The organism is Niveispirillum sp. FG148, from assembly GCF_057809655.1.
On record NZ_JBMDKJ010000035.1, the window covers coordinates 50,566 to 62,931 of the forward strand.

Below are 12,366 nucleotides of genomic sequence, written 5' to 3' on the forward strand. Positions count from 1 at the left end.
GGGCCGACCACCCCGCCGATCAGCAGCGGGCGAGGCAGCTTTGCAGCTCGGCCTTGCAGGTGGCGCCCATCCCGTAATCGGACCGCCCGATCTGGGAGGTGTTGCCGCTGCTGGCCGAATGCTGGTCGGTACAGATATTGGCGTCGCGGTTGCACTGCGCAATACAGGCCTTGCGCGGATCCAGGCCGCTGCGCGATTCGCGCTGGGCCGGCGTGGCGGCGCAGCCGGCCAGGGCCATAAGGGCCAGGATCGCGGCGGTCGTGCGGATGGGAGTCATGGCGGGCCTTCCCAGGATGTCATCAATCGTTCCCGCCACTCTAGGCCGAACGGGCCACAGCGCAACAGGCACGGATGTCACGCATGGCAGGGCCCGGCCCTGGCGTCAGGTCATCCAGCCCGGGAACAGGGCCCGCAAACCGGCGGCAATGATCTCCACCGCCACGGCGGCCAGCAGCAGGCCGGTCAGGCGGTTCATGATGTTCAGGCCCGTCTGGCCCAGCTTGGCCCCGATGGGCACGGCCAGCCGCAGGGTCAGCAGCAGAAAGGCGCAGACGGCCAGGATACAGCCGACCAGGATGGCGTAATGCTCCCAGCCGGCCCCACGCTGTGCCTCGATGATGACGGCGGAGATGGAACCGGGCCCGGCCAGCAGCGGCAGACCCAGGGGCACGACACCGATGGCCGTACGCTGCCCCGCTTCGTCCGCTTCCTGCTGCGTCTGTTTCACGGCCGACACGGTGGCGTTCAGCAGCGACAGGGCGATCAGCAGCAGCACGATGCCGCCACCGACACGGAAGCTGGCCAGACTGGTGCCCAGCACCTTCAGCACGGCATCGCCTAGGAACACCGAACTGATCAGCACGGTGGCCACCGTCATCACGGCCGACATGGCGATGGAGTTGCGTTCCCGTGGGGCACGACCCTCCGTCATGCCCAGGAAGATGGGGATGGCGGCAAAGGGGGTGAGGATGGCGAACAGCGCGATGAGGAACCGCGAATATTCAGACCAGGCTTCCATTGTCATGTCCGATTGGCGCCCGGCCTTGGGCGGCGGGCATTATGGATTGGTCTGCAAACCATAGCCGCATGGCAGGGCGGAATGGAAGGACGCAAACAGAACAGAAAGGGCGGCCGAGATGGGCCGCCCTTCATGTCTTGCCGATATCTGAAACCGATCAGCCGGCGGCACCGTGGCAGTGCTTGAACTTCTTGCCGCTGCCGCAGGGGCAGGGGGCGTTGCGCGGGGTGTTGGCCCAGGTCTCGCCATCGCGCAGGTCCATCTCCTCCGCTACCGGCAGCCCGGCGGTGCCGAACGCGGGGATGCTGGCGGCGGCGCGGCGGACCATGCCTTCGGGCAGGGCCGCGTCAGCCGGAGGCAGGCCGCCGGCCATGGCCGGATCGAAGCGCGTTTCCTCGCCCAGGAAGGGCGGGGGCGGCGGGACTTCCGGTTCGCTGACGCGGACCTGGATCAGCATCAGCATCTGGGTCACCTGCTCCCGCAGATTGTCCAGAAGGCCGGAGAACAGCTCGAACGCTTCCTTCTTGTACTCGTTCAGCGGGTCGCGCTGGGCATAGGCGCGCAGATTGATGCCCTGGCGCAGATGGTCCAGCGACAGAAGATGGTCCTTCCAGACCTGATCCAGAATCTGCAGCAGCAGGCTCTTCTCGATATTGCGGATCAGTTCGACGCCATAGGCCGCTTCCTTCTCCGCCATCTTCTGCTCGGCGAATTTCAGCAGGCGCTCGGTGATCTCCTCGTCGGCGATGCCTTCTTCCTTGCCCCATTCGCGCACGGGCAGGTCAGCACCCAGCAGGCGCAGGCATTCCTCGTGCAGCAGGTTCAGATCCCACTGCTCGGCATAGGCATGTTCGGGAATGGCGCGGCGCACCATGTCCGTCACCACCTCGTGCCGCATGGAGGCGACCATCTCCTGGACGTCCTCGGCCTCCATGATCTCCTTGCGCTGTTCATAAATGACCTTGCGCTGGTCATTCATGACATTGTCGTACTTCAGCAGGTTCTTGCGGATGTCGAAATTGTGGGCTTCGACACGCTGCTGGGCCTTTTCCAGGGCCTTGTTGATCCAGGGATGGATGATGGCTTCGCCCTGTTCCAGCCCCAGCTTCTGCAGCATGCCATCCAGGCGCTGGCTGCCGAAGATGCGCATCAGGTCGTCATCCAGCGACAGGAAGAACTTGGAGGCACCCGGATCGCCCTGGCGGCCCGAACGGCCGCGCAGCTGATTATCGATTCGCCGGCTTTCATGGCGCTCCGTGCCGACCACGTACAGACCGCCGCCCTTCAGCACGATCTCCTTGGCGGCTGCGACCTCCGCCTTGATCTCGGCAATGCGGCGGTTGCGCTCCTCGCCCTCGGGCAGGTCGGCCAGCTCATGCTCGATGCGCATTTCCAGATTGCCACCCAGCTGGATGTCGGTGCCGCGACCGGCCATGTTGGTGGCAATCGTTACGGCACCGGGACGACCCGCCTGCGAAACGATATAGGCTTCCTGTTCGTGATAGCGGGCGTTCAGCACATGGTGCGGGATGCCCTTCTTTTTCATCAGGGTCGACAGCGTCTCCGATTTCTCGATCGAAACGGTACCGACCAGAACCGGCTGCTGGCGCGTCCGGCACTCTTCCACCAGCTTGATGATGGCATCGTACTTTTCCGCGGCCGTGCGATAGACCTCGTCGTCATTGTCCTGGCGGGCGACCGGCAGGTTGGTGGGAATGTCCACCACCTCCAGGCCATAGATTTCCGAGAATTCGGCGGCCTCGGTCATGGCCGTACCGGTCATGCCGGACAGCTTGGGATAGAGGCGGAAATAATTCTGGAAGGTGATGCTGGCCAGCGTCTGGTTCTCACGCTGGATGGAAACACCTTCCTTGGCTTCCAGGGCCTGATGCAGGCCCTCGGAATAGCGGCGGCCTTCCATCATGCGGCCCGTGAACTCGTCAATGATGACGACCTTGTCGTCCTTGACGATGTAATCCACGTTGGCCGTGAACAGCTGGTGCGCCTTCAGCGCCTGGTTCACATGGTGGACCAGGGAGATATTGTGGATGTCGTACAGGTCGCCGGTCTTCAGCAGATCCATCTGCTTCAGGATCTGGGCCACCTTCTCCGTGCCCGATTCGGTCATGGACACGGCCTTGGCCTTTTCGTCCTTCTCGTAATCGCTGGCGTCCAGCAGCGGCATAACCTTGTTGATGGCGATGTAAAGCTCGGAACCGTCGGTGGAGGGGCCGGAGATGATCAGCGGCGTGCGCGCCTCGTCGACCAGGATGCTGTCCACCTCGTCGACGATGGCATAGTTGAAGGGCCGCTGCACCATGTCGGTCAGGCGGTACTTCATGTTGTCGCGCAGGTAATCGAACCCGAATTCGTTGTTCGTGCCATAGGTGATGTCGCAGGCATAGGCGGCGCGGCGTTCATCATCGTCCAGCCCATGCACGATGACGCCCGTGGTCAGCCCCAGGAAGCCGTACAGCCGGCCCATGTGGGTGGCGTCGCGGCGGGCCAGATAGTCGTTCACGGTGACGACATGCACGCCCTTGCCCTGAAGCGCGTTCAGGTACACGGCCAGGGTGGCGACCAGCGTCTTGCCTTCGCCCGTGCGCATTTCGGCGATCTTGCCGTTATGCAGCACCATGCCGCCGATCAGCTGCACATCGAAATGGCGCATGCCCATGACACGCTTTGATGCCTCGCGCACCGTGCCGAACGCATCGGGCAGGATGTCGTTCAACGTCTCGCCCTTCTCCAGCCGGTCGCGCAGCCAGTCGGTGCGCATCTGCAACTCGGCATCGGAAAGGCCGGCCAGCTTCGGCTCCAGCGCGTTGATGACCTCCACCTGCTTGCGCAGGCCCTTGACCACCCGCTCATTGGCGCTGCCGAACAGCTTGCGGGCGATGGCACCGAACATGAAAGCACTCCACCTCAAGGAACAGGCGCGAAGGACACCGGACACGACGAAATCCCGGTAACGGCCGGGCTGGCCGCCGGGATGGCTCCGCCCCGGAGCGGTCGAGCCGCCCCGGTGCCCGTCACAGATAAGACCGCAGGCCCCGCCGGTCAATGCGGCATCGGCACAAGAAACCGGTCTGGCGGCCATGAAACGGCCTTTTTCTGACTGTTTCGATTGGAACTGCCCCATACCCCGTGGGCCTTGCCTGCTGATGGGCTGTCATGCTTTATGCCGGGGCGGCCGGGGCGAAACGTTCCGCCGGCCGACCGGATTGTTTCGAGGGAACCCTTACAGATGTCTTTCAAGACCATGCGTGCCGCCCTGGTTGTCGCCGCCCTCGGGTCGGTCGCCGCCGTTGCCCTGAACCCCGTCCTGGCGCAGGATGCCGCCAAGGCCGACGCGGCCAAGCCGGCCGCCAAGCCCGCCGCCGGCGGCACGAGCCTGGGTGACGATCCGGTCGTCGCCCGCGTGAACGGCAAGGAATTCAAGCGCTCCGACGTGCTGGGCCTGCTCCAGCAGCTGGACCCGCAGGTGCAGCAGATGCCCCTGCAGATGATCTATCCGCAGCTGGTCGAACAGCTGGTGCAGTCGCAGCTGGTCACCGAAGCCGGTTACAAGGCCAAGCTGCAGGACAGCGCCGAGGTGAAGAAGCGCCTGAAGCAGGCCGAAGAGAATTTCGTGCAGCAGGCCTGGCTGAAGGGTGAGATCGACAAGAAGCTGACCCAGGACAAGCTGAAGGCCGCCTTCGACAAGTGGACGAAGGAGCATCCGCCGCAGGACGAGGTGAAGGCCAGCCACATCCTGGTGAAGACCAAGGAAGAGGCCGATTCCATCATCAAGCAGCTGAAGGGTGGTGCTGATTTCGCCAAGCTGGCGGCCGAGAAGGGCACCGATGGCACCAAGGAGACGGGTGGCGACCTGGGCTACTTCGTGAAAGACCAGATGGTGAAGCCCTTCGCCGACGCCGCCTTTGCCATGAAGCCGGGCGAGGTCAGCCAGACCCCGGTGCAGACCGATTTCGGTTTCCACGTCATCAAGGTCGCCGACAAGCGCAAGCAGACCCCGCCGACCTTCGACCAGGCTGCCCCGCAGCTCCGCCCGGCGGTGGCGCAGGAGATCGCCGAGGAACTGGTGAAGGGTCTGGAGAAGACCGCCAAGGTGGAGATGTTCAACATCGACGGCTCCCCCATGCCGGCCCCGTCGGCCGCCCCGGCGCCGCAGAAGAAGTAAGCGGCGCGCTGGCGTTGACTTGTGAAAAGGCCGTCGGGGGAACCCGGCGGCCTTTTTGCTTTACCGCCGCGTTGCGCGCTGCTGATGCCACGCCGCCAGCGCCATCAGCACGACCAGGGTCGCCAGCCAGACCAGGCGGCTCTGGTAACGGTCATGGGGGTTGGACAGGGCGCCGTTGATGAAGGCATTGCCGGCCAGGGCGATCAGGGTGAACAGGGCGAGTGCCGCCAGATCACGCCGCCCGGTCCGCAGGCCCCAGCCCAGGGCGGCCAGCAGCCCCAGGCAGGATGCCATCGCCACAGGCACATGCACGGCATTCAGGGTGTCGAACAGCGGCTGCCGAATCTGCTCGCGCTGCTGTCGGGCGCTGATGAAGGCCAGGTTCTGGGCTTCCGGCATGAAGCTGCGGAAGATCCAGCGCGTCACCTCCTGCCATTCATCCAGCCCGTCGCCGGTCTTCACCATGGTGAACTGGTCGGCCGTGGCTACTAAAGCCGTGGACAGGAAGGCGCCGGGATAGGCGGTGATGATGCCCGTCACCAGACGTGACAGTTCCGCATTGGCCCCGTCCCAGCCGCCGATGGCGGTGAACGGGCTGTCCTTGTGCCAGATGAAATCATCGGCCGTATTGGGCAGACGGTCGCGGTAATCGCACAGCCTGATGGACGGGTCCGGGCAATGGTCGGCCAGATAGTGCTGCGCCAGGCCATCCTGCACCAGCCGGCCGAAGATGAAGACGGGTCCGCCCGGCGTGAAACCCGGCTTGCCGATAAGGGCCATGTGCAGGGTGGGCATCAGCACCAGACTGGCGGCCAGCAGGCCGGCCGCGGGTCCCAGCCGCGGCGACAGGCCCCAGCCGCGCCAGCGGTCCAGCAGCCGGGCCCCAGCAATCACCACCACCAGCCCCATGGCCAGCGCCATGCTGGACATGTGCGACAGCAGCGCCAGCAGGGCAATGGCCGCCACGCCCAGCCTTTCCCCAGCCGACAGCCGATCCCAGCGGAAGGACAGCAGCCAGAAGGCCAACACCAGCAGCGGCAGCAGGATGTCGGGCATCAATTGCGCGCTGTACCAGGACACGCCGGTCAGCGCCGACAGCAGCAGGGCGACGATCCCTGTCACCTGCGCCGCCGGCCAGTCGCGGATGCCGATACCATGGCTGCGCAGCGTCACATGGATTAGCCAGAGCGTGGCGGCACACTGCGCCAGCACGGGCCCCCAGAAACTGAACCAGCCGGCCGAACTGATGAACAGGAACAGGCCATAGAAGAAGGAGCGGCCGGGTTCCAGATCCCAGTCCAGCACGCGCTTGATATATCCGCCCGTGTCGAAGAACACGATGGGATAGCCGTTCCACAGCGCCGGTCCCAACAGGGCGAAACCGCCGAACCAGAGGGCCAGCCGGGGCCAGTCCAGGCCCGGCAGGCGACGGGGGGCGGGGGCGTTGTCGTCGGGTTCGGTCATGGCGGCCTTCACGGCGGAATGGTCTATCATGGCGCTATCACGGGGGCGGGGGCCCTGTCACGGGGAGCCTTTCCAGCCTGTCCGCCAACGACCCTGTTGCAAACGGCCGGAAAACAGCGTCCTCTGGCCGTTCTGGTGCCATATTTCTGGTGCCGGATCACCATCCCCTGTCCCGTCCCGTCACCCGTATCCCGATCAAGATGCCGCGCATTACCACCCTGCTGCTCGCCACGAGCATGCTTCTGGCGCCCGCTGCCCTTGCCCAGGAAGGCCCGCGTCCGCCGACGCCAGCCGATCCATCGAAGCCGGCGGCGGGGCCGGAGTCGCGGCCCTTCGATCTGACGGGGGTGGAGGTCGCGGCCGAACGCGACAAACCGCAGGCCTGTTTCGCCTTTTCCCGGCCCCTGCCGCGGCAGAAGGGCAAGACCAACGAACTGGCGCGTTATATCTCCATCGAACCCGGCCAGGGTGTGACCATTTCCACCCGTGACCAGAGCCTGTGCCTGGACGGGCTGAAGCATGGTCAGCGCTATGCCGTGACCATCAATGCCGGACTGCCGGCGCTGGGGACCAAGGAAAAGCTGGCGACATCGATCAGCCGTGACCTGTCGGTGCCCGACCGCAAGCCGTCCTTGTCCTTCCGTGGTCAGGGCTACATCCTGCCGCGCGTCGGCGTGGATGGCTTGCCGCTGCGCAGTGTCAATGTCGACCGGGCGCGCCTGACCGTGCTGCGCCTGAACGACCGGGCACTGGTGGAGCAGATCTATTACGGCCGCTCCAACCAGACCATGACCGATTTCGAGATCGGCGATGTGCTGGACCAGAAGGGCGAGCGCGTCTGGCGCGGGGAAATGGCCATCGGGGGGGAGCGCAACAAGGGCGCCCAGACCCCGTTCCCCATCGATGCCGTGCTGGGTGATCTGACGCCGGGCGTCTATGTCGCTGTGGCGGAAGATGCGTCGCTGTCCTTCCAGGCCTGGGACAAGCGGGCCACGCAATGGTTCGTCGTCTCCGACCTGGGATTGGCCAATTACAAGGCCGGCAACGGGCTTTACGTCTTTGCCCGGTCGCTGGTTACCGCCAAGCCGCTGGCTGGCGTGGAACTGCGTCTGGTGGCGCGGGACAAGCGCGAACTGGGGCGGGCCATCACCGGTCCCGACGGCATGGCCCGCTTCGATGCGGCCCAGGTATCGGGTGTGAACGAGGCGGCACCCCAGGCCCTGTTTGCATCCAGTGCCGATGGTGGCTTCTCCCTGCTGGATTTCGGCGCCCCCGTGGTCGAACTGGCCGGCAAGGGCGATGGCGGCCGGCCCGTCCCCGGTGCCGCCGACGCCTATATGTTCCCCGAACGCGGGGTGTATCGCCCCGGCGACCCGGTCTGGCTGACCTCGCTGCTGCGCGATGCGGAGGCGAAGGCGCTGCCAGGGCAGAAACTGACCGTGAAGGTCATGCGGCCGGACGGGCTGGAGGTTGAACGCCGCCTTGTCGATGACAGCGGCGAGGGCGGGCATGTGCTGCGCTTCGAGCTGCCGGCCAACGCTCCCGCGGGCCGCTGGACCGCCACCGCCCATCTGGACGCGGCCGGTCCGGCCGTGGGCCAGACGAAATTCAATGTCGGTGACGTGGCCCCGGCCCGCGTCGATTTCGGCCTGTCCGCCGACCGCGCCCGCATCGGCGCCGATGGCAAGCTGAACCTGTCCGTCGATGCCCGCTATCTGACGGGGGCCGCGGCCGGCCTGCTGCCAGGCGAGTTGACCGTGACCCTGCGGTCCAGCGACAAATCCTGGCCCGGCCTGGATGGCTATCGCTTCGGGCTGGTGCAGCAGCAGCCAGGCCCGGACAAGCGGGCCCTGCCCGGATTCACGACCGCGACCGACGGCAAGGCCCAGATCGCCATCGATCTGGACAAGCTGCCGGAAACGACGCGCCGCATGGAGGCCGTGCTGCGCGCCACGCTGCATGATGTCGGCGGCCGGTCCGTCGATCACGAACTGGTGCTGCCCATCGACAATCAGCCCTTTTCCCTGGGCCTGAAGCCCAACTTCGCCGGTGATGCCGTGCCGGAGGGGGCGACGGTGGCGGTGGATGTCGTGGCCGTGGGCCCGGACGGACAGAAGATCGCCAAAACCGGCCTGTCCTGGGACCTGTTCGAAGAGGAATATGATTACGAATGGTTCGCCGCCGATGGCCGCTGGGAATACCGCACCATCGTCAAGGACCGCCGCCTGACGGGCGGCAATCTCAGCGTCGAGTCGGGCAAGCCGGCCAGCATTGAGGACCAGGTCCGCGCCGGCCGTTATCGGCTGGAGGTCTATGATCCGGCCACGGGCATCGCGTCTTCGGTCCGCTTCTCCGCCGGCTGGTGGGTGTCGGCCAAGCTGGGCGATACGCCCGACGCGGTTGAGGTGAAGGTGCAGGAGCCGCTGCACAAGGCCGGCGACAAGGTCCGCGTCTTCGTCCGCCCGCCCTATGCCGGCACCGTGGTCATCGCGCTCGCCGATCGGGCCATCCGCCAGACTGTCGTCAGCGAGATCGGCACGGAAGGCGCCTTCGTCGAGCTGCCGCTGCCCAAGGATGTGACGGCGGGGGCCTATGTGCTGGCCACGGCCTTCGCGCCGGCGGACACGACCAACCGCACCCCGCCGCGCCGGGCGCTTGGCATGGGCTGGGTTGCCATCGATCCGGCCGACCGGACGCTGTCCGTCGCCGTCGACATGCCGAAGACCGCGCATCCGCGTACGCCTGTCACCCTGCCGGTGACGGTGGCAGGTGCCGCCCCCGGTACGCCGGTGCGGGTGCTGGTCACTGCCGTGGATGAAGGCGTGGCCCGCCTGCCGGAGACACAAGCCGTCGACCCCGCCGGCTGGTTCCTGGGCAAGCGTCGTCTGGCCGTGGAAATGCGCGACGTCTATGGCAAGCTGGTCGGCGCCAATGAGGCTCCGGTGGCGAGCGGCAGCGATGCCGGCAAGGCCGCCCCCCGTCAGACGGTGGCACCGCGCAGCGGTCCCGTCACGGCCCTGCATTCCGGCGTCGTCACCGTCGGTGCCGACGGCAAGGCACAGGTGACGCTGAACCTGCCTGATATGACGGGCCGGCTGGCCCTGACAGCCGTGGCCTGGAGCGATACCAAGGTGGGTGTCGGTCGCGCGGCGCTGGATATACGGGATGATGTCGCCACCGACATGGTGATGCCGGGCTTCCTGGCGCCGGGCGACCGGGCGCGCATCGCCCTGAACCTGAACAACCTGTCGGGGCCACGCGGCACCTACAAGGTCACGCTGACGGCCGAGGGGCCGGTGAAGCTTGAAGGTGGCAAGGCGGAAACGACCCTGGCCGGCTGGGCACCCGGCCGCAAGACGGTCCTGGAACGTCTGGCCGTGGCCGGCGATCCGGGCTACGGCGTGCTGGTGGTCACTGTTTCCGGCCCCGAAGGCTATAGCCTGACCCGCCGTTTCCCGCTGAACATCCGCCCGGCCCATGCCGTGGCCGTGTCGCAGGTGCGCGGGCAACTGGCGCCGGGCCAGTCCCTGTCGCTGACGGCACCGAAGCCCGACGGCACCATCACCGGTGCCTCCACGCGGCTGGCCATGGTGTCGGCGCATGCGCCGCTGGATGCGCTGACCAATCTGCTGCTGATCGATACGCGGCCCTTCGGGTCGGCTGACCAGATCGCGGCCCGCCTGCTGCCGCTGGCCGGTTCCAACGACTGGCTGAAGGCGCTGGGCCTGCCGGCGGATGACAAGCTGCGGGCCAAGGCCGACGATCTTGTCGAACGGCTGATCGGCCGGCAGCGCGCCGATGGTGCCTTCTCGCTCTGGGCGCATGACGGGCCGGCCGATCCGTGGATCACGGCCTTTGCGCTGGACGTGCTGACCCGCGCGCGCGAAGCAGGCTTCACCGTGCCCGACGATGGCTATCGCCGCGGCCTGGATTATCTGGTCCGGTCCATCGGCAATAGCTGGGTGGAAGATGCCGAACTGCCGGCGCGGGCCTATTCGCTCTATGTCGCGGCGCGCGCCCGCGCCATCGACGCCACGCCCCTGCGCTTCTTCCAGGAGACGTTCCAGGCCCGTGTGCCGACCCGTCTGGCCCGGGTCCAGATCGCCGCCGCCTTCGCCATTCTGGGCGATGGGCAGCGGGCGGGCGATGCCCTGGCCCGTCTGGATGATCCGCTGCCGCTGGTCACGGGCATCCGCGATTTCGGCTCCCCCCTGCGCGACCGGGCGGCGACGCTGGCGCTGCTGATCGCGGCCAACGCCGATGCCGGCCGCATCAATGCGGAAGAAGCGGCGCTGGCCGGCATGCTGCGCGACCCGGCCCTGGTCGCCACGCAGGAACGCGCCTGGCTGCTGCTGGCGGCCCAGGGGCTGGCCACGCGCGGCCCGGCCCTGAACCTGACGGTGGACGGGCAGCCGGTGACGGGCGAACGCCCGCTGCTGCGCGCGTTGACGGAGGCGGCGTCGCTGTCCCTGCGCAATAATGGCGACCAGCCGCTGCGCACCCTGACGGCCACGGCCGGCATCCTGAACAATCCGGACAAGGCGGAAGCGGCCGGCGGCCTGTCCCTGACCCGGCAGATCAAGGATGGCAAGGGCCGCCCGGCCGACCTGTCGAAGCTGCGCGCCGGCGACTTGCTGGTCGTTGTGCTGGAAGGCAAGGTGGAGCAGACGCAGACCAATGGCCCGCTGCTGCTGATCGACCCGCTGCCCGCCGGTCTGGTGGTGGAAAATGTGCGTCTGGCCGGCAGTGCGCAGTTGGGCGACCTGTCCTGGCTGGGGTCGCTGTCGGAAGCGGCCCTGGTCGAATTCCGTGACGACCGGTTCGTGGCCGCCCTGGACAGCATGCCGGAAAGCGGCAGCTTCCGTCTGGTCTATCTGGCGCGCGCCGTCACGGCCGGGTCCTTCACCCTGCCCTCGGCCCGCCTGGACGACCTGATCGACGGCTCCCGCTTCGCCCGCACGGCCGCCGGCACCCTGACCGTGCTGCCGCCCGCGCCTGTGGTGAAGCCGGCGGCACCGGTGGCGGCTCCCGCAGCGCCAACGCCGTAGCGGGAGCGGCAGCGACGGGGCTCATCGGGGTTGTGAAACATTGCCGGTTGGGGCTGCCGTCTGTGGGGCGGTAGCTCCTGCTTGCAGCCGTTGCAGCAGCGATTCGGCTTTCGCCTGCTGCGCCCGGTAGTAGCCCGCCAACGGATGCCCGATATCGGCGAAAAGCGTGTGCGCCTGCCGGATCTGCTCCAATGCCCGCTGCGCCATGCCCATATCCCCGCGCCGCTCGGCCAGGGATACCAGGGCCGCGCCCTGGTTCCCAAAGCTCCCGCCCCAGTTGAGGGGAACGCGGTCGCGTGTCCATTCCAGCAGGGCCTTTTCATAGGCCTGGACGGCCTGTGCCAATCGCTCTGTGCCGCTCTCGCGTTCTCCCAGCGTCGTGAGCGCGTTGCCCAGGTTATTCTGGGTCGCGGCCCAGTCGAGGGGAACGCGGTCGCGCGTCCTTTCCAGCAGGGCCTTTTCATAGGCCTGGACGGCCTGTTCCAATCGCTCTGTGCCGCTCTCGCGTTCTCCCAGCGTCGCGAGCGCGGTGCCCAGGTTATTCTGGATCGCGGCCCAGTCGAGGGGAATGCGGTCGCGTGTGTATTCCAGCAGGGCTTTTTCATAGGCCTGGACGGCCTGTTCCAATCGCTCTGTGCCGCTCTCGCGTTCTC

At 66.8% G+C, this 12,366-nt stretch carries 7 protein-coding genes; 2 read left to right on the forward strand and 5 right to left on the reverse strand.

The genetic code is table 11. The annotated features are described in order from the left end of the window. Nucleotides 1–19 precede the first annotated feature (19 nt). From ACODTW_RS24685 to secA, 3 genes are all read right to left on the reverse strand, one after another. Nucleotides 20–277, reverse strand: coding sequence for a hypothetical protein (locus tag ACODTW_RS24685; protein WP_488948794.1), 258 nt, complete (start codon nucleotides 275–277; stop codon nucleotides 20–22). Between the two features lie 105 nt (nucleotides 278–382). Beyond that, a complete protein-coding gene (locus tag ACODTW_RS24690) occupies nucleotides 383–1,018 on the reverse strand; it encodes a MarC family protein (protein WP_488948795.1) in 636 nt (211 codons plus the stop codon). A gap of 157 nt (nucleotides 1,019–1,175) precedes the next feature. Then, nucleotides 1,176–3,929 carry a preprotein translocase subunit SecA gene (secA, locus tag ACODTW_RS24695; RefSeq protein ID WP_488948796.1) on the reverse strand — a complete coding sequence of 918 codons (2,754 nt, stop codon included), beginning with the start codon at nucleotides 3,927–3,929 and terminating at the stop codon, nucleotides 1,176–1,178. Nucleotides 3,930–4,265: 336 nt separating this feature from the next. Here secA and ACODTW_RS24700 point away from each other — a divergent pair, with 336 nt between their 5' ends. After that, nucleotides 4,266–5,201, forward strand: coding sequence for a peptidylprolyl isomerase (locus ACODTW_RS24700; protein ID WP_488948797.1), 936 nt, complete (start codon nucleotides 4,266–4,268; stop codon nucleotides 5,199–5,201). 60 nt (nucleotides 5,202–5,261) lie between these two features. Here ACODTW_RS24700 and ACODTW_RS24705 read toward each other — a convergent pair whose 3' ends face one another. Continuing rightward, a complete protein-coding gene (locus ACODTW_RS24705) occupies nucleotides 5,262–6,695 on the reverse strand; it encodes a hypothetical protein (RefSeq protein ID WP_488948798.1) in 1,434 nt (477 codons plus the stop codon). Nucleotides 6,696–6,814: 119 nt separating this feature from the next. Here ACODTW_RS24705 and ACODTW_RS24710 point away from each other — a divergent pair, with 119 nt between their 5' ends. Further along, nucleotides 6,815–11,713, forward strand: a complete 4,899-nt coding sequence (locus tag ACODTW_RS24710; RefSeq protein WP_488948799.1) for an alpha-2-macroglobulin family protein — start codon at nucleotides 6,815–6,817, stop codon at nucleotides 11,711–11,713. A 21-nt stretch (nucleotides 11,714–11,734) separates the two neighbouring features. Here ACODTW_RS24710 and ACODTW_RS24715 read toward each other — a convergent pair. Beyond that, nucleotides 11,735–12,366 (reverse strand): tetratricopeptide repeat protein (locus tag ACODTW_RS24715; protein ID WP_488948800.1); only part of this gene is annotated, 632 nt, incomplete at its 5' end.

What these genes read in the sequence shown, in the direction of transcription:
- ACODTW_RS24685 (WP_488948794.1), bottom strand. Translation starts at nt 277, where the DNA reads ATGACTCCCATCCGCACGACCGCCGCGATCCTGGCCCTTATGGCCCTG.
- ACODTW_RS24690 (WP_488948795.1), bottom strand. Translation starts at nt 1,018, where the DNA reads ATGGAAGCCTGGTCTGAATATTCGCGGTTCCTCATCGCGCTGTTCGCC.
- secA (WP_488948796.1), bottom strand. Translation starts at nt 3,929, where the DNA reads ATGTTCGGTGCCATCGCCCGCAAGCTGTTCGGCAGCGCCAATGAGCGG.
- ACODTW_RS24700 (WP_488948797.1), top strand. Translation starts at nt 4,266, where the DNA reads ATGTCTTTCAAGACCATGCGTGCCGCCCTGGTTGTCGCCGCCCTCGGG.
- ACODTW_RS24705 (WP_488948798.1), bottom strand. Translation starts at nt 6,695, where the DNA reads ATGATAGACCATTCCGCCGTGAAGGCCGCCATGACCGAACCCGACGAC.